At 49.7% G+C, this 17,331-nt stretch carries 16 protein-coding genes; 10 read left to right on the top strand and 6 right to left on the bottom strand.

From position 1 onward, the window contains the following. Nucleotides 1-20: 20 nt before the first annotated feature. Entirely contained in the window at nt 21-632 is a 612-nt protein-coding gene (locus tag EYB58_RS16495) for a TIGR04211 family SH3 domain-containing protein (protein ID WP_111955973.1), read from the bottom strand. Nucleotides 633-1,021: 389 nt separating this feature from the next. Here EYB58_RS16495 and EYB58_RS16490 point away from each other — a divergent pair, with 389 nt between their 5' ends. From EYB58_RS16490 to aguB, 10 genes are all read left to right on the top strand, one after another. Beyond that, entirely contained in the window at nt 1,022-1,630 is a 609-nt protein-coding gene (locus EYB58_RS16490; protein WP_111955975.1) for a TetR/AcrR family transcriptional regulator, read from the top strand. Between the two features lie 89 nt (nt 1,631-1,719). Further along, nucleotides 1,720-2,748, top strand: a complete 1,029-nt coding sequence (locus tag EYB58_RS16485; RefSeq protein ID WP_111955977.1) for an ABC transporter ATP-binding protein — start codon at nt 1,720-1,722, stop codon at nt 2,746-2,748. 30 nt (nt 2,749-2,778) lie between these two features. Further along, the gene (locus tag EYB58_RS16480; RefSeq protein ID WP_207309073.1) at nt 2,779-3,693 is read left to right on the top strand and encodes an ABC transporter permease; all 915 of its coding nucleotides are present in this window, start codon (nt 2,779-2,781) and stop codon (nt 3,691-3,693) included. Continuing rightward, nucleotides 3,693-4,484 carry an ABC transporter permease gene (locus EYB58_RS16475; protein WP_111955979.1) on the top strand — a complete coding sequence of 264 codons (792 nt, stop codon included), beginning with the start codon at nt 3,693-3,695 and terminating at the stop codon, nt 4,482-4,484. The genes EYB58_RS16480 and EYB58_RS16475 overlap by 1 nt, the downstream gene beginning before the upstream one ends. 20 nt (nt 4,485-4,504) lie before the next feature. Further along, nucleotides 4,505-5,560 carry a polyamine ABC transporter substrate-binding protein gene (locus EYB58_RS16470; RefSeq protein ID WP_111955981.1) on the top strand — a complete coding sequence of 352 codons (1,056 nt, stop codon included), beginning with the start codon at nt 4,505-4,507 and terminating at the stop codon, nt 5,558-5,560. Between the two features lie 158 nt (nt 5,561-5,718). Further along, nucleotides 5,719-7,257: an amidohydrolase gene (locus tag EYB58_RS16465; RefSeq protein WP_111955983.1), complete on the top strand. Its 1,539-nt coding sequence runs from the start codon at nt 5,719-5,721 to the stop codon at nt 7,255-7,257. Between the two features lie 179 nt (nt 7,258-7,436). Further along, nucleotides 7,437-8,792, top strand: coding sequence for a putrescine aminotransferase (locus EYB58_RS16460; RefSeq protein ID WP_111955985.1), 1,356 nt, complete (start codon nt 7,437-7,439; stop codon nt 8,790-8,792). A 1-nt stretch (nt 8,793) separates the two neighbouring features. Next, nucleotides 8,794-10,212: an aminobutyraldehyde dehydrogenase gene (locus tag EYB58_RS16455; protein ID WP_111955987.1), complete on the top strand. Its 1,419-nt coding sequence runs from the start codon at nt 8,794-8,796 to the stop codon at nt 10,210-10,212. A gap of 24 nt (nt 10,213-10,236) precedes the next feature. Next, complete coding sequence (locus EYB58_RS16450) at nt 10,237-11,343, top strand: agmatine deiminase family protein (protein ID WP_111955989.1); 1,107 nt, start codon at nt 10,237-10,239, stop codon at nt 11,341-11,343. An 11-nt stretch (nt 11,344-11,354) separates the two neighbouring features. Next, the gene (aguB, locus tag EYB58_RS16445) at nt 11,355-12,233 is read left to right on the top strand and encodes an N-carbamoylputrescine amidase (protein WP_111955991.1); all 879 of its coding nucleotides are present in this window, start codon (nt 11,355-11,357) and stop codon (nt 12,231-12,233) included. A gap of 188 nt (nt 12,234-12,421) precedes the next feature. Here the strand turns inward: aguB and EYB58_RS16440 are convergent, their stop codons facing one another. The 5 genes from EYB58_RS16440 to EYB58_RS16425 all read right to left on the bottom strand — a co-directional run bounded on the left by EYB58_RS16440 (nt 12,422) and on the right by EYB58_RS16425 (nt 17,300). Beyond that, complete coding sequence (locus tag EYB58_RS16440; protein ID WP_242637402.1) at nt 12,422-12,850, bottom strand: hydrogenase-4 component G; 429 nt, start codon at nt 12,848-12,850, stop codon at nt 12,422-12,424. Between the two features lie 241 nt (nt 12,851-13,091). Then, nucleotides 13,092-15,539 (bottom strand): right-handed parallel beta-helix repeat-containing protein, encoded by a 2,448-nt coding sequence (locus EYB58_RS16435; RefSeq protein ID WP_111955995.1) that lies wholly within the window; start codon nt 15,537-15,539, stop codon nt 13,092-13,094. Further along, entirely contained in the window at nt 15,536-15,703 is a 168-nt protein-coding gene (locus EYB58_RS23295; protein ID WP_163354524.1) for a hypothetical protein, read from the bottom strand. Before EYB58_RS23295 ends, EYB58_RS16435 begins: the two co-directional genes overlap by 4 nt. Before the next feature lie 131 nt (nt 15,704-15,834). After that, entirely contained in the window at nt 15,835-16,635 is an 801-nt protein-coding gene (locus EYB58_RS16430; RefSeq protein WP_111955997.1) for an ABC transporter permease, read from the bottom strand. Continuing rightward, nucleotides 16,626-17,300: an ABC transporter ATP-binding protein gene (locus EYB58_RS16425; protein WP_111955999.1), complete on the bottom strand. Its 675-nt coding sequence runs from the start codon at nt 17,298-17,300 to the stop codon at nt 16,626-16,628. Before EYB58_RS16425 ends, EYB58_RS16430 begins: the two co-directional genes overlap by 10 nt. Between the last annotated feature and the right edge of the window lie 31 nt (nt 17,301-17,331).

Genomic DNA, 17,331 nt, shown 5'->3' with positions numbered 1-17,331 from the left:
TAAAAAATAGTAAGTATAAATCAGGATAACAGGGAACCTCTTTTTTTCTTTCGGGTACTCATGCCGAAAATCAGTCCCACAATAAAAACACCGGCCCCGGAAAGCAACCCAAGTTTCACTTCACTTTTGATGCTTCGTTCGAGGCTTTGAATACGTATTTCCTGTTCCCGGGACTGCTCCAGCAGTGCTTTATGTTTGGTCTCAAGTTTCAGGTAACTTGCGGAAGCATCTTTGAGTTGCTTATACTTCTGCGCAATTTCCGTGAGCGCTTTGTTCTCAGTATTTAGGGTTTTTGCCGTTTCTTCTGCGGCAGAAAGCTTTGATGCCAGGCGTTCGTTTTCCTTTTTATACCGATCAACCAAAAGGGCTTTAGGTACGTCTTCAGTAAGAAAACGGGTCAGCACCCACCCGGTTTTCCCGGCGGAATTTCTCACCATGGACCAGTCTTTGCCGTATTCCCGAATCTGCAGTTTGGCCCCTGACGTGAGCATAGCCACAATTTTATGGCTGATACCCGGCCCCGTGCGCATGGTGATCTGGGTCACCCCGGATACATAAATATCCTTTGCGTAAAGGCAGGTTGTTATAGCAAAAAAGAAAAAACAGGTAAGAATCAGATGCTTTGCTCTCATTTTTTATCCTCTTTCGTTAAGTTAGGTACCATTACCATTGCAACGGCCAATTATCAAGGGAAACCCTCGCCCAATCCCGGGAATTCCTTGTGCCCCGAATACCACCTGTGGGCAGATCAGGTCTCTCAACACCAGATTCACCCAGCAACAAAACCGAATCGCCATTTAACAACATATTGGCACTCTCATGGAAATAAATTTTGACCATAGGGATCTCTACATCCGTACCATGCCTTGCTCTTTAAGTCTTTTACAATTTTTAACTGAATATTCAGTAAATTTTATTGACAATACAATTTTGTGAATGTAAAAATTGCATAAATTGTAATTTTAAAAAATTAAACTAAAAACTAAGCGCGTAATAAAACCTTATTAGGAACTCACTGTTCATGGCAAATAGAAAAAACAGAAGTGCAGAAACGCGGAAACCTGAAATTCTCGAAGGGTATTATCAAGTTCTAATTGAAAAAGGGTTCGAAGGCAGTTCCATCGGAAAGATTGCCCAGCATCTGAATATCCATTCCACCCTGATCCTTCACTACTTTAAAAACAAGGACAACCTGCAGCGCGAACTCATAGAACTTCTGATCTCCAAGTATAAAGCTGAACACATGCTGAACTTCAATTCGATAGAGGACCGTACCCGACGATTTGATGCACTGATGGATCTAATATTCAGCTTTAAATGGAACCGGACCGTAGATCCGGGTGTTCATTTTGGTTTTTATTATAAAAGTTTCAGAGATGAGGGTATCCGCAAGGACCTCAATGACATGTTCCGTTGGTTTCGTGATTATTTGAATGACGCGTTCATCGTTTTTAACAAAGACGGCATCATCAATGTCACGGACGAACACAAGGCTGCCGACTATGTCCTCACCCTGATGGAAGGCCTGGAGTTTCATGCTCATTTTTTAAATGAGGGCAAGCCCTTTGAAGATTTTGCAGATACGGCCAAAACAGCAACTATAGCGATGTTGAAAAACGGCACATTTTAATTGGACCACAAGATTAACAGGGGTCTGAGAAAGGCCCTTTTAACCTATTTACTGACTATTCAGTAAAATATTTAAACTTAGGTGACAACATGGAATATTGTCTGGAAGCGTTTGCTTTACACAAAAATTACGGCGAGGTGAAAGCCCTTAACAATGTAGATCTGCGCATCAACCAGGGAGAACTTTTTACCCTTCTTGGTCCGTCGGGCTGCGGCAAAACCACCCTTTTAAGGATTATTGCAGGTCTTGAGACCGCATCCGACGCCAATCTGTTTTTAAACGGGAACCCCATTCTTGATATCCCGGCCAACAAACGCCCGGTGAATACTGTCTTTCAAAGCTATGCGCTCTTCCCGCACCTGAAGAACTACGACAATATTGCCTTTGGCCTGCGCTCACAAAAAATTCCGGAAACACAAATTGCCCCCAGGGTGACAAAAATGCTGGAGATGCTGGAGCTTGAAAAATTTGCAGACCGTTATCCGGATCAGCTCTCCGGCGGACAGCGCCAGCGGGTTTCCATGGCCAGGGCATTAATCTGTGAGCCGGAAATTCTGTTGCTGGATGAACCCATGTCCGCCCTGGACGCTAAATTAAGGGTCCAGCTCCAGGAACAGCTTCGCCGGCTGCAGCTGAAGCTTAAGAAAACTTTCATCCTGGTCACCCATGACCAGGAAGAAGCGTTAACCGTGTCCGATCGTATTGCCGTCATGAAAGACGGACATATCCTACAGTGCGGCACGCCTTCACAAATTTACAACCATCCCAACTGCCGGTTTGTTGCCGAATTCATCGGCACGGCAAATATTTTTGATGTTGAACGCCAGGGCAATGTCTTCCAATCAGATTTTGGTGATTTTGTGCCAAACACCATGCCTGAATGGGAACAGGGCTCCCTGGTCATCCGGCCCGAAGGTATCAGGTTGCGCGCGGAAAAACCGGCCCAGAACGGCATCCGCTCCCGTGTCATTGAAAAATACTACCGGGGCACCTATCAGAATATCACCCTTGAAACCGGCAAAATGCGCATGAGAACCGCCCCCCACCGCAAAATCGAAATCGGAGATGAGATCTGGGTGGAGCTGCTGCAGGAAGCCTTAGTGACCATTGATGATTGATTATTAAAACATTCAAGGAGTAACAATCCGGTGAAAATTATAGATAAACCAGAAATACTTTACGGGGAACTGTCAACACCCAGAAATATCAGAACCCGGGGCCTTTTGCGCATTTCTCCGGGCATGCTGTGGATCATGCTCTTTTTGTCCATACCCGCATTGTCATTGATTGTGATCAGCTTTACCACCCGGGGCGCCTACGGAGAGATCGAATGGGCCTTTACCCTGGAAAATTACAAACGGCTGGCAGGATACAGCCTGTTCGGCTGGAGTCCGGATTACTTAAAAATTCTGCTGCGTTCAATTATTGCCGGATTCATCACCACATTGATCTGCATCATTTTGTCCTACCCTTTAGCCTTTTTCATCTCAACCCGGGACAAGGCGACCCGGTACCTGTGGCTCATGGCCCTGATCATCCCCTTCTGGACCAACCTGGTGATCCGGACCTATGCCTGGCAGATTGTTCTGGCACCGAGCCTTCCCATTGCAAAAATTGCGACCCTGCTGCACCTTGTACCGCCGGGAAGCCCTTTGTACCCCAGCTCCTTTGCGGTTTATCTCGGCATGATCAGCGCATTTCTGCCTTTTGTGGCCCTGCCCCTGTATTCCAGTGTGGAAAAACTGGACTGGAGCCTGGTTGAAGCAGCCAATGATCTGTACTGCGGCAAGTGGCGGGTGTTCCGCCAGGCCATTTTACCCCAGACTCTGCCCGGGCTTTCCGTGGGGGCCATTTTGACCTTTGTACCGGCCATGGGCATGTTCCTGATCCCGGATCTTTTAGGCGGTGCCAAATATATGCTGGTGGGCAACCTGATCCAGCAGCAGTTCGGCAAAAGTCGTGACTGGCCCTTTGGGGCGGCTGTCAGTCTCGCGCTCATGTCCTTAACCCTTATTGCCCTGGTCATTTTGAACCGCAAAGGCGAAAAAATGGAGATGATATAATGTTCAAGCTGGGTCTGCGTTACAAAGTTTTTGCCGTGGCAACCTATGCGTTTCTTTACACACCGTTGCTGGCCGTCATGGTTTACTCATTCAACAAATCACGTTTCGGCATCCATTGGGGTGGGTTCAGCCTGGACTGGTATGCAAAACTGCTCCATGATAAACTGGTCATCGAAGCCTGCATCAATACGGCCATTTTGGCAGTGGTCTCCACCCTCATTGCCACAATCCTCGGCACGGCCCTTGCCATGGGTCTTTCCCGCTATCCCTGGTCAAAAAAAGTGATGACCTTTTTTGACATCAACCTGTACCTGCCGGTCATCACCCCGGAGATTGTTTTTGCAGGGGCCCTTGTCATTGCATTTACCTGTCTGCGTTCCATCTCTTCCATATTTGAACCCGGGCTTATAACCATGATCATCGGGCACGTCACCTTCCAGGTGGCCTTTGTGGCTCTGGTGGTCAGAAGCCGGCTTTCCGCCTTTAACAATGAAATTGAAGAAGCCTCAAGGGATCTGTATGCCTCCAACTGGTATACCTTTCGCCATGTGCTGCTGCCACTGATGATGCCGGGCATCGTGTCCGGGGCCATGCTGGCATTAACCCTGTCCCTTGACGATTTTATCATCAGCTTTTTTACGGCCGGCCCCACCTCGGTCACCCTGCCCCTTTATATATATGGTGAAGTACACCGGGGCATCACGCCCAAGATCCACGCCCTGTCAACTGTGGGGATTTTTGCAACCATCACGTTGGTAATTTTGTCAGAACGAATTTCCAGCAAAAAATAATAAAATTAAAGGAGAAAAAAATGAAAAAATTAACCTTAATCCTATTGCTGGTGTGTGCCGTGTTCCTGCAGTTCCCGGCGGCCTCTTTTGCTGCGGACGAGCTTCGTGTGCTGATCTGGAGTGAATATATGCCCGAAGACTATATGGACACCTTTACCAAAGAGACCGGCATCAAAAGCCGGGTGGAATTCTACGAGTCCACCGAAGAGCTTGTGGCCAAACTCCAGGCCGGTGGCGTAAAGCAGTATGACGTGGTTGTTCCATCTGACTACATCATCAACACCATGATCAAACTGAACCTGCTCCAAAAGCTGGACCATGCCAAATTGCCCAACCTGGCGAACCTGGAAGAATCATTCAAAAACACAGCCTATGATCCGGGCAATGTCTACACCGCGCCCTATCAGTGGGGCACCGTAGGCATGCTTTATAATAAAGAGGTGCTGGGCGCAGATTATGTGGCCTCCACCGCTCTGTTTTTTGATCCGGCGGAACGCAAGGGTTCTGTGGTCATGATTGACTCCATCCGGGAAATGCTGGGCATTGCCCTCAAATATATGGGTAAAAGCGTAAACACCCTGGATAAAGACGAACTTAAAGCCCTTGCCAAGATGATGATCGAAACCAAATCCAGCAAGTATTTTGCCGGCTTTGACGTGGGAACCGGTGGTCGTTCCAAGGTGGTTGCCGGCACTGCCATTGCCGCTTTGGTTTATAATGGTGATGCCCTGCGTGCTGTGGCTGATGCCCCGGAAAAATTTGTCTTTGCCAACCCCAAAGAAGGCGGCGTAATCTGGGCGGACAACATGGCCATCCCTGCCGGCGCCCCCCATGTGGACTATGCCCACACATTCATCAACTGGGTGCTGGATGCCAAAAACGGTGCCACGCTGTCCAACTGGACTCAGTATGCCACGCCGAACCAGGCTGCCAAGGAATTTATCACACCTGCGGATATGACCAATCCGGCTATTTATCCCAGTGAAGAGACCATGAAAACCCTTGAGTTCATCAATGATCTTGGGAAGAATAACCGGTATTATGATGAGCTATGGACAATGATCAAAACCAGATAATATTTGAATGGATATTCACCCATCTGCGGCGTTGCTGCGGCCCGTTGTAATCCTCACAACCATAAGGTTGCTCCGGTTACAACGGGTCTTGCGCCTTGCATATGGGCAAATCTCCATTCAAACCCAACTTATATAAAATCTCTAGTTTTTAAATTTATATGAAAACACTTTTTACCAATATACAGGGTATCAGCCTAGATGAAGAGAAACCCTATTTCAGCGCTATGGTGGTGGATGGTGACACCATTGAGACCATGGGCAGCAGTGATGAACTTGGGGCCGGCTACGCTGAAGGGTCTGTGCGGGTCATGGATCTGGGCGGAAAAACGGTTCTGCCCGGCTTTATTGATACCCACCAACACCTTGAATGGACCGGCAAGGTCCTTGGCAGTGCGGATCTGACCGATTGTACAAATTTTGCAGATCTGTTTGACAACATCCGGGCCCAATGGGACAAAGTAGGTAAAGGAGAATGGGTTCTGGCCTACCGGGTAAACGACCAGCTGCTTCAGGAAAAACGGATGCCCAGGGCAGCCGAGCTGGACGTGGTCTGCCCGGATGCGCCGGTGGCTGTTATCCACACCTCCCTTCACTTTTTGACCCTGAACACCATGGCTATTAAAGCCCTTGGCGTGACAGGACAAATGGAAGGCGTGGATACGGAGAATGGCCGGATGACTGGCGTGGTTCGGGATCCGGCATCACTGACCATCGTAATGCCCCAAATTGACCGGATGATACCCAAAGCATCGGTTGTGAACGGTTATGACATGGCGGCCCGTATGGCATTAAAAAACGGCATCACGAGCCTGCACTGCCTTGAGGGAAAGGATGGAGATCCTGAATGTTCCGCTTTTTTTCACAAGCACCATCAAAATCTGCCGCTTCACACCGTACACTGGAATCAAAACCGGGATGTCCAGTCGAGTCTGGATTTAGGATTGCCGCGCATCGGCGGCTGTATTTTTGCCGATGGTGCCATTGACTGCTATACAGCGGCCCTTTTTGAGCCGTACAGCAACCAGCCGGACAATTACGGCACACTGACCTTTACCCAGGCACAGATGGATGAGTTTATCCTGGAGGCCCATGCAAACGGGCTGCAGATTGCCGTACACTGCGAGGCCGAAGCCGCCATTGAACAGGTGCTGCACGCCATGGAAAAGGCGCTTGCAAAGTTTCCGCGAACCGACCACCGCCACCGCATTGAGCATCTGGAGGTACCCACCTACACCCAGATTGAGCGCATGGCCAAAGCCGGTATCATTGCCGCCATGCAGCCGGCATTTTTCCCATATCTCATGCAGGACCAAAACTTTTTTGAACAGATGCTGGGGCCAAGCAGGCATAAGCGGCTGCACCCATACCGCACCATCCTGGATGCAGGGGTGGTCATCTGCGGCGGATCCGATTCACCGGTAACGCCCTATAACCCCCTGGCAGGAATCCAGGCTGCGGTGTGCCATCCCTTTGCTCCGGAACGGGTCACCTTGACCGAAGCACTTAAAATGTTTACAACGGCCGCAGCCTACAGCGTTTTTGAAGAGCATGACCGCGGACGGCTGAAACCCGGCATGAAGGCCGAATTCATCGTCCTTGACCGCAACCCCTACCAGGTTGCACCGCAAGATATCTGCAAAATCAACATTAAACAGGTTTTTGCCAAGGGTAAATTTTACAATACTGCCAATCTGTAATCAACCAGAAGAAAAGGACCGGATATCAATGACATAATCCGGGTGTTATGCCACGGTGTCCTGGGAATAATTCTTTTTATTTATTTACTGACCATTCAGTAAAATATAGATGGCATATTTTAAGAAAACTTTATGAAAACACTTTTTACCTACGTAAAAAGAAAAGGAACAAAGATAAAATGAGCAGGGATATTACACAAGCGTTTAAGGAAGCCAATAAGTATGTTGACCTGATTGAAAAAAACGATGCCGATATCACCCGGGAAGAGCGGGAGATGGTAGCCAAAGAGACGGTGGAAAATTTCCGCAACCACGTCAACAAGGGGTTTCTCGAATACCGCAAATCCGTCACAGAGAAAAACAGCTTTGCCGTCACCGAGTGGACCGGCCAGGGCTCCATTTTAAAGGACATCCTTGGGCGTGAATACATTGATCTGCTCGGTGGATTCGGCCTATACTCCTACGGCATCCGGCACCCCAAAATTGTGGCTGCCGTCAAAGCCCAGTTGGACAGAAGCCCTCAATACAGCCAGGAGATGCTTGATCCGCTACGGGCAAAACTTGCCCAGGTTATCGGCATGATCACGCCCGGGGATATCCAATATGGTTTTTTTGCCAATTCCGGTACCGAAGCTGTGGAAGGTGCCATGAAACTTGCCAAATTCTACACCGGGAAAAAAGGGTTTATTGCCATGCTCAAGGGATTTCATGGAAAAACCCTGGGTTCCCTGTCCCTAATGGGCAAAGACGTCTATCGTCAACCCCTGCTGCCTTTGCTGGAAGGTGTGCAGCATGCCCCATTCGGCGATGCCGGCGCGGTGGAACGGATACTTAAGTCCAGTGCTGCCGTGGGCAACGAAATTGCAGGTATTGTGGCCGAACCCATCCAGGGTGAGGCAGGCGCCATTGTGCCACCCGATGATTTCTGGCCCCGCCTGCGGGAGTTATGCGACAAATACGGTGTGCTGCTCATTGCCGATGAGGTGCAGACAGGATTTGGCCGCACCGGCAAAATCTTTGGTGTGGACCACTGGGATGTCACCCCTGACATCATGTGCTTTGGCAAGGCCCTTGGCGGCGGCGTGGTACCCATGTCAGGATTTTTCTCCACCCCCAAAATCTGGGAGGTTATGGAACCTAACCCCTTTATGCATACCACCACCACCGGTGGCAACCCCATTGCCTGTGCAGCCGCACTTGCCGCCATCACCGTACTCCAGACAGAGGACCTGCCCGACCAGGCCGCCAAAAAAGGTGAATATGTAAAAGGCCGCTTAGGGAAACTCAAAGAAAAATACCCAGGCATTCTGGAAAAAGTCACAGGCAAAGGACTGCTCATCGGCATGGAATTTGTCTCCGATGAAATCGGATACCAGTTGTCAGCAGGGTTGTTTGCCCGGGGTGTGATCACCTCAGGCACCCTGACCAATGCCAAATGCATCCGGTTTGAACCGGCATTGAACATCCCCATGGAAACCCTGGACAAAGCCCTGGGTGTCATGGAAGAGGTCTTTAAGGAAATTAAAGGAGAATAATATGAAACTGTGGATTAATGGAAAATGGTGTGACGGCGCCGATGGTACTCTGGACATAGAGAATCCGGCAACAGGAGAAATCATTGCTCAAATAGCCAAGGCAGGTGCTGCCGACGTGGACAAAGCCGTTGCCGCAGCCAAGGCCGCCTTCCCGAAATGGAGCACCATGCCCCCAAGGGATCGCAGCAAGTGCATGTGGAAACTTGCGGATCTGATGGAAGCAAACATTGAAAAACTTGCCAGAATCGAAAGCGAAGATTCCGGCAAACCCTATGAATTTTTAAGTCTTGGCGCGGATCTGCCCTTTTGCATAGATAACATGCGCTTTTTTGCCGGCAGTGCCCGGGACACCAGCGGCCATCATGCCGGAGAATATACAGAAGGGTACACCACCATCTACCGCCGGGAACCTGTGGGGGTGGTGGGCCAGATCGCCCCCTGGAACTATCCGCTGCTCATGGCAATCTGGAAAATCGGCCCGGCCCTGGCTGCCGGATGCACCACCGTGTTGAAACCTGCATCCCTGACCCCGCGCACCTCGCTGATGCTGGGGGAACTATGCCAAAAGGCAGGGATTCCGGACGGGGTTGTCAACGTGCTCACCGGCAACGTGGGCCCGGCCATTGTAAATCACAAAGACATCCGCATGATTTCGGTGACCGGTGCCACCAGCACGGGTGCGGCCATTATGCAAAGTTCCGCCGAGTCCATCAAACGGGTTCACCTGGAACTGGGCGGCAAAGCCCCGGTGGTGGTGTTTGAAGATGCCAAACCTGAACATGTGGCAGAAAAAGTTTCCCTGGGGGCATTCTGCAACTCCGGCCAGGACTGCACCGCAGCCACCCGCGTGATCTGCCATGAATCCTGCGTCGCCCAGGTAACAGATGCCCTTGTGGCAGCCATGAAAGCTGTAAAGGTGGGCAATCCCTTTGACAGTGAAACTATGATGGGTTCCATGATTTCCAAATCCCATATGGAATCTGTGGACGGCTTTGTACAGCGTGCCAAGGCTGCCGGAGCCGGAATCCTCTGCGGCGGCGAAATTCTTGACGGTCCCGGTTATTTTTACGCCCCCACCGTAATTAATAATGTTGCACAGACGTTTGAGATCGTGCAGAAAGAGGTATTTGGACCCGTTGTCACCATCCAGACCTTTAAAGAGGAAGCAGAAGCTCTGGCCATGGCAAATGATACGGTATTTGGCCTGGCCTCGTCAGTATTTACCCATGATGTGGCCCGCGCCATGCGCGTGTCAAAGGCCCTGGAATTTGGGTGCGTCTGGGTGAACGATCATCTGCCCCTGGTTTCCGAAGCACCCCATGGCGGGTTCAAGCAGTCCGGTTTCGGCAAGGATCTGTCCGCTGAAGCTGTTGGCGATTATTTGGTTACCAAGCATGTAATGATAAACACAACCGTCTAAACACATCAGGATACAAGAAGATAAATGACACAACTCATACAGATTAAGGGGGACCATCCTTTGGCAGGTCCCCCTGCAAACGGTTTATTCTCCATCCCGGTGCGCACCCCGCAAAGTGACGGGCTGACCATGCCGGCTGAATGGGAGACGCATGATGCCTGCTGGATGGTTTGGCCCTGCTCTGAAGAATGTTTCAAGGGCGTGCTGCCGGAGGCTAAGCAAACCTATGCCCAGGTGGCCCGGGCCATAGCGGATTTCGAAAAAGTATTCATGCTTGTGAACCCCGGGCAGAAAAAAGAAGCCCAAAACCTTTGCGGCAGTGCCGTGACCCTGGTTGACGCCACCTGCTTTGACTCCTGGGCCAGGGACAGTGGACCCACCTTTGTGCGGGATGATAAAGGCAAGGTAGCCGGAATCGACTGGGTGTTTAACGGGTGGGGCCACCACCCGTTAACAGGGCCCTGCGATGAAACCATGGCAACGCAAATCCTGCGCCGGCTTGCCATGCGGCGCTATGTGGCGCCTTTTATTCTGGAAGGCGGCTCCATCCATGTGGACGGCCAGGGGACCTTGATCACCACCGAACAATGCCTGCTGGACCCCAAGCGCAATGCCGGGTTCACAAAAGCTGATTTTGAAAACCTGTTCCGGACCTATCTTGGGATTGAAAAGGTGTTGTGGCTGGCCAATGGCCTTGAAGGGGATGAAACCACCGGGCACGTTGATATTCTGGCAACATTTGCCCGTCCCGGACTTATCCTCATAAATTCCTGTACCGATCCGGGCGATGCCAATTTTGCAGTCACCGAGGATGCAAAAAAAAGACTTACGGACGCCGTTGATGCTTCAGGCAACGCCATAGAGATACGGGAAATCCCACAACCCGAACGGCAGGACTGGAAGGGTGAACGAATGGATCTGAGCTATATTAATTTTTATATGCCCAATGGTGCCGTTATCATGTCCGCCTTTAATGATCCGGCCGATGACCAGGCAAAGCAGATGATACAGGACATTTTTCCGGACCGGACTGTTATCCAGATTCCCAACAAGCCCCTGTTTGCCGGCGGCGGCGGGATACACTGTATTACCCAACAACAACCGGCAGGGACTGCCCTTCCACCGTTTTAACCGGAGTGAACATGGAAAACGTAAACGTCGCGGTCACCCAGATGGTCTGCAGCAAAACCTATGAAACCAATGTAAAAAAAGCGGAAAGGGTTGTACGGGATGCCGCTGCCAAAGGCGCACATATCATCCTGCTGCAAGAGCTGTTTTCAGGCCCCTATTTCTGCAAGGTACAAGATTTTTCCTATTTTTCCCTGGCCCAGAAAGCGGATGAAAGTGACCTGATCAAACGATTCAGCGCCCTGGCCAAGGAACTTGGCGTGGTGCTGCCCATCAGCTTTTTTGAACGAGCCAACCAGGCATATTTCAACAGTGTGGCTATGATTGATGCCGACGGCACAGTCATGGGGATCTACCGCAAAACCCACATTCCCCAGGGGCCGGGCTATGAAGAAAAATATTATTTCAGCCCGGGCGACACCGGTTTCAAGGTATGGGACACCCGGTTCGGCAAGGTGGGTGTGGGCATCTGCTGGGACCAGTGGTTTCCTGAAAGTGCCCGCAGCATGGCGCTGATGGGAGCGGATATTCTGCTGTACCCCACAGCCATCGGGTCGGAACCCAAAATGCCCGGATATGATTCCCAGCCCCACTGGCAGCGAACCATGCAGGGCCATTCAGCCGCCAATGTGATGCCGGTGTGCGCTTCCAACCGCATTGGCACAGAAAGGGACCAGGATGTTGAAATAACCTTTTACGGCACCTCATTTATCACCGGTAACACCGGAGAAATATTTGCCCAATGTGATCGTAAAACCGAAGAGATCAAAATGGTTTCCTTTGATTTCAAAGAAATTGAAAACATGCGGGCGGGCTGGGGCCTGTTCCGGGACCGGCGTCCGTCTATGTACGCAACGCTTGGGGGGCTTGGTGGTGAACCGAATTTGAAATGATTGAATCGGTCAGGCCTTTACCCGGTCGTGTCAGGGTAAGGGCTTGGCCCTAAATCACCGACCATAAGCGTATCAATCCTGAATACTTATGGCCGGTCGCTGCTTAAATCCATTTCCTTAGATTGCGTATTGTCTGAAATCGCTGAAAAACCTTATAGTCGGATTCCTGAATCTATCGTTGGTAATCCTCAAATGCTCAAATCGACAACTGAACCGCCATTCTCTTGGATTTTTTCGTCAATGGTTTCTAAACTTTTTGCCAAGGTTTCATATGATATTTCAGGCAATTTGCCTCCCCAGGCTTTTTCCGCTTCTTTAAACCCTTTAAGGACACCTTCCCTTCCGGATTTCAACTTCTCCATATCATCGCCGGCACCTTTTATCACAAAATCAGCGATGCGTTGGGATGTTTTATCCACGCCAAAATATCCATTTTCACTGACAAGCTCGTCAGCCTGCTCGGGGGACAGTTCTGAAATAGGGGTATCATTATAGATCAAAGAGGATTTAAGATCCTGATCCAGCAGGCTAAAATTAGTAAAAGCATTCTGGGTCCCAATGTTGTGTTGGGTCTCTGTTCTGACCTGCAGGCTGAATTGTACGATTTCAGTCTGCATTGAATATGTTGAAACCGATTTATTTCCCCCGACTCTATGTTGGGGTTGAAATAATGTGGAATCAATCCCGGTAAAGTTATTTGTACTGCCAGGCACATTTATCATCGTCCATTCTCCCTGTTTGTGTTTCTATTTCTTATCGGTCTTTAAAAGTAACTTCTAAAATTTTAACAGTTACATATAGGCTCAGACACAGGCAGAATGCCGAAAGTCGCCAAAGAATCGATGTCAACGGTGATGGTCATCGTCCGGAATAAAAATTTGGTTCATAAATGAAATCTGAGGTAGCATTATCAATATCGGGCCTGCCGGATGTACTGACGTTATCCTGTATCACGGAGGTATTTTTTTCATCGAAAAGTGCGCCCTTGTAATTAAGGGCGATTCCGCCACCGCCGGAGATGGCAGTGTTATGGGTTACAACTGTGTCCTTAAGGGACACCGTGCCATCAAATACGGCAAAGGCACCGCCCCGCAGCCCTGTGGTATTGTCTGTTAAAAAACAGGCATTAAAATGGGGGGTAGCGCAAACCCGGTCGGTGGTGCTGTTGTCCACATAGACACTGCCGCCGTTTCCTAAACTCCGGTTGCCGGACAACGTGCACCGGGTGAAGCAGGGCTGTGCGTTGGAATCAATATAAACGGCACCCCCCTTGCCCTGGGACGTATTACCAATGAATGTTACATCCGTCAGCTTGGCACCCAGCCCTGAATTACCCGGTTTGGTTCTGAAAAGGATACCGCCACCCAGACGCGCCGTGTTTTCGGTAATAGTACAGTTTCCCAGCACAGGTGCTGCAGATCCGGTGCTGGCAATGGCACCACCTTCCTCTGCCTGATTTTTTTCAAAGATACAGTTTGCGATTCGTGGGCCGGCTTTCCCATCACACAAAAGCCCCCCTCCCCGTCTGTGATAAAATTCTCCGTCGGCCCTGCCTGCCTGGATAACAAATCCGTCCAGAAGACTGTCCGAAGCGCCAAAGACAACATGATACGAATTATCCGAATTGTCCCCCACCCGGCCGATATCACCGGAAAGGACTGTTTTGTTGGATTCCCAGTCCCGTTCTTTAAGCGTTGTTTCATTGCCGTTGAAACCGCCGTAGAGATCGACTCCTTTTTTCATCACAAAGGCGGCAAATCGTTCCGGACCGTCCGTGGGGGTATAGACCCCTTTTGCCACCCATATCCGGGAACCGGCAGCTGCCTGTTCAAGGGCAAGGTTCAAATCACAGAAAGCCGTAGCCCAGGAAGTGCCGTCCCCGCCTGCTGTCGCATCATCATTCACATAAATAATCCCGGGGTTGCCGGTCGTACTGGACGTATCATAAGCATAATTTAAATACATCCGGTTTTCATCTCCATCAAAAATATCGGTCCAGCAATCCACATCAACCTTTCGGCCCGGGTGAAATCCGGCTTCAGCCGATTTTGACGCAAAGCTTTTTTCAACCAGGAACTGTGCTGTATTCATCGTACCATCAACGGTTTCCACAACCGATTGTTCGTCAAAGGTCACGGTTGAATCATGCTGACTGCTGATGGACGAGGCAGCCGATATACTGACATTGGAAATTACAAGGGATTTGTAGAGATGGGCTTCATTGCCGATAAAGGGTGAACCGTCCGTCTGTTCGTTCAGGCAGGAACCTAAATAAATGGCGGCACCGGTATCATAGGCCATGTTGCAAGCAAATGTTGCATATATAAGCCTGAGGGTGGACGAGCCGTCTGCCGATAATGCAGCACCCCGCTCCGCCTCGTTGTGGCTGAAAAGAACATTCATCAGATGAACAGAGCTACCTTCATCTGCATACACAGCCCCACCTTTTGACCCCGATGCATTATCGGTAAAAACGCACGTAACAAACCTGGTACGGGTAAAAAAAGCATTATATACTGCACCACCCTGTGTGACGGCATGGTTGTCTTCAAAAATACAGTTTTCAAAAACAGGAGCCTTGTTGTCCATTGCTTTTGACATATCTTTGTCATCCCCGTCTCGGGTTGCCAGATTGCACACGGCGCCGCCTCTGACGGCATAATTGCCCTGGAAACTGCAATTCCTGACACGCGTCCCGGCATAAAGATTGATTAGCCCACCACCGCAGTAGGATATTGCACTGGTGGCAGTATCCGGATCTTCTATACCGGCCTTTTTTTTCAGCACGTCGTCCGGCAAGGCATATCCATCCTTGATGAAAAACCCGTCCAGGATGGCATCATCAGCACCTATGACCACATGATATGAATTATCAGACAAACGTTGCGGATCACCGATTTCCCCGGATAATACAGTTAGATTTTTGATCCAGTTCCGTTGGGATCGCAAAAATTCGTTTCCGATAAATCCGCCGTATATGCTGATTCCGGAAATTAGACAAAAACTGTCTTCTCTTTCTGAAGTATCCGAAGGGTAGTAGGTTCCCCGGGCCACCCAAATCTCTTTTTTGCCTGTCAAGTTGCTTTGCAATGCGGTTGAAAGAGATGGGAATGCCTGTGCCCAGGATGATCCGTCGGGGGTATCAGCCCGGCTGTCCTGGTTAACATAAACAACCGCGGGGTTTATTTTTTTTATAGATTGTTTTTTTTTAACTGTATCGGGAAAAGGGCCGGAGGCCCACAGGCTTTGTGGGCATAGAACTGACATTAAACAGAGTGCTGCAATTATTTTTTTGACCGAATTCATTTGTTATTTTCCTTTAACATAATTACATGATTGATCTGTCCGCTTATGAAAGGCGGTTTTACAATGCCACGGCAGATGCCAAAAAAGACGGCATAATCTGCTGCCAGGATCAAAACCATGAATACAAAGACAATGGTGTTTCTGCTTAAAAGTTCGCGTATCATTATAAATCCTTTCTGGGTGCTGTTTTGGATCTGTACGAAGATATCAATCAATTATGTGAGACAAGGGATCAGAATATGTGAACAAATAGAGGATTGACCTTAGGACCGCAGATTAAAATTAAATGTTGAGGCTACGGGCGCTTCGGCCTTAGCAAGAGCTGCCAGCCGGGATTGAAACAGCGTTGCCTGACAATGCCAAGAACCATGTACACGGTCAGGGCAGTGGACGCCACCAGCATAAACATCACCACAATCTGGTACCGGATGGCAAGCATTGGGTCTTCACCGGAAAGAATCTGGCCGGTCATCATCCCCGGAATAACAACAATGCCGACGCCTGCCAGAGAGTTGATTGAAGGGATCATTCCGGCTTTAAGTGCATCCCTGAAAATATCCTGTGAAGCTTCAACGGGTGTTGCGCCCAGACAAAGTTTCATCTCCACCAAATCACGTTTTGCTTTTAAATCAGAAAGCAGCCGATCCAGTGACAGACCCAGGGCGGTCATGGAGTTGCCTGCCACCATACCGGCCAGGGGAATAAAGTACTGGGGATGCCAGAAAGGTCTGACCCCGACAATTAATCCGCTAACGATGCCCGTAATAACGACATACACTAAAAGCATGGTGACAAAGGAGGGAAAAACAAAAGGGATGCTTTTTTCCGAAACATTTCCCCTGACAATGCGGACTGCAAATGTCACCATGACACACAAAATTAAAAAAACGACCCAGGCAGATGCGATGCCGAATATAAAACTGAGGACATAGCCCATGATCGTCAGTTGAAGAACGCATCTTACAGCTCCCATGAGAATGGATTTGCCAAGACCGATACGGCCCCACAGGGAAATTGCCCCTGCGGCAACAATAAAAAGTGATGCAATTGCAAGCTCAGCCACGCTGATATCAAGGGCTCCTGTTATCAACGGCATACAAAGACCCTGCCCTGGTCAATGGTGATTTCCATCACCGGAACATTCTTTGGCAAAAATTTGTCATGGGTAATCATGACAAGGGTGGTGCCCTGTCGGTTGAGATCTTCCACCAGCTCATGGACATAGCGCTTGCTCTCATGGTCCAGTGAAGATGTCGGCTCGTCAAGCAGCAATACGCTTGGGCTGGTCAACACAGTTCTCAGCAGACTCAGCCTCTGCCTCTGCCCGACGGAAAGAGCCGCACCGGAATCATCAAGCGCGACATCTTTCATTTTCACCTTGCCAAGCAGCTGTTCCAGGACCTTATCAGACGGTTTTGCCTTTTCTTTGTTCACGCAAAAACAAAAGGGCTGGAGCAAAATATCTCTGACTGATTGATCGGGGATGACCGGTGTCTGCTGAAGATAGGCCACCTGCTGCCGCAGCTCAGAAGGATTCCAGGCGGTAAGATTTTGGTCCAGGTAGCTGATTTTTCCGGTGTCTGGCTCCTCCAGGCGGTTCATCAACCGCAGAAGGGTTGATTTTCCGGCCCCGGATGGACCGTGGATCAAAGCAAATATTCCCTGGGGCAGGGTAAAACTCTGGCCGTCCAGTATGACCCGTTCTCCATGCCAGGCAAACGAAACATCATGAAATTTAAAACACGGTCTTTGATCATTCATTGTTTTTGACTTTTTTCGGCGGCAGCCGCAA

The sequence above is a fragment of the Desulfobacter hydrogenophilus genome (assembly GCF_004319545.1).
Lineage (GTDB): Bacteria > Desulfobacterota > Desulfobacteria > Desulfobacterales > Desulfobacteraceae > Desulfobacter > Desulfobacter hydrogenophilus.
The sequence above is the reverse complement of the archived record's forward strand: the minus strand, read 5'-3'. Positions and strand labels throughout refer to the sequence as shown.

Bases quoted from the DNA above. Each gene is read 5' to 3' on its own strand.
- EYB58_RS16455 (WP_111955987.1), top strand. From the start codon at position 8,794: ATGAAACTGTGGATTAATGGAAAATGGTGTGACGGCGCCGATGGTACT.
- EYB58_RS16465 (WP_111955983.1), top strand. From the start codon at position 5,719: ATGAAAACACTTTTTACCAATATACAGGGTATCAGCCTAGATGAAGAG.
- EYB58_RS16435 (WP_111955995.1), bottom strand. From the start codon at position 15,539: ATGAATTCGGTCAAAAAAATAATTGCAGCACTCTGTTTAATGTCAGTT.
- EYB58_RS16470 (WP_111955981.1), top strand. From the start codon at position 4,505: ATGAAAAAATTAACCTTAATCCTATTGCTGGTGTGTGCCGTGTTCCTG.
- EYB58_RS16450 (WP_111955989.1), top strand. From the start codon at position 10,237: ATGACACAACTCATACAGATTAAGGGGGACCATCCTTTGGCAGGTCCC.
- EYB58_RS16495 (WP_111955973.1), bottom strand. From the start codon at position 632: ATGAGAGCAAAGCATCTGATTCTTACCTGTTTTTTCTTTTTTGCTATA.
- EYB58_RS16490 (WP_111955975.1), top strand. From the start codon at position 1,022: ATGGCAAATAGAAAAAACAGAAGTGCAGAAACGCGGAAACCTGAAATT.
- EYB58_RS16485 (WP_111955977.1), top strand. From the start codon at position 1,720: ATGGAATATTGTCTGGAAGCGTTTGCTTTACACAAAAATTACGGCGAG.
- EYB58_RS23295 (WP_163354524.1), bottom strand. From the start codon at position 15,703: ATGATACGCGAACTTTTAAGCAGAAACACCATTGTCTTTGTATTCATG.
- EYB58_RS16460 (WP_111955985.1), top strand. From the start codon at position 7,437: ATGAGCAGGGATATTACACAAGCGTTTAAGGAAGCCAATAAGTATGTT.
- EYB58_RS16425 (WP_111955999.1), bottom strand. From the start codon at position 17,300: ATGAATGATCAAAGACCGTGTTTTAAATTTCATGATGTTTCGTTTGCC.
- EYB58_RS16440 (WP_242637402.1), bottom strand. From the start codon at position 12,850: ATGCAGACTGAAATCGTACAATTCAGCCTGCAGGTCAGAACAGAGACC.
- aguB (WP_111955991.1), top strand. From the start codon at position 11,355: ATGGAAAACGTAAACGTCGCGGTCACCCAGATGGTCTGCAGCAAAACC.
- EYB58_RS16475 (WP_111955979.1), top strand. From the start codon at position 3,693: ATGTTCAAGCTGGGTCTGCGTTACAAAGTTTTTGCCGTGGCAACCTAT.
- EYB58_RS16430 (WP_111955997.1), bottom strand. From the start codon at position 16,635: ATGCCGTTGATAACAGGAGCCCTTGATATCAGCGTGGCTGAGCTTGCA.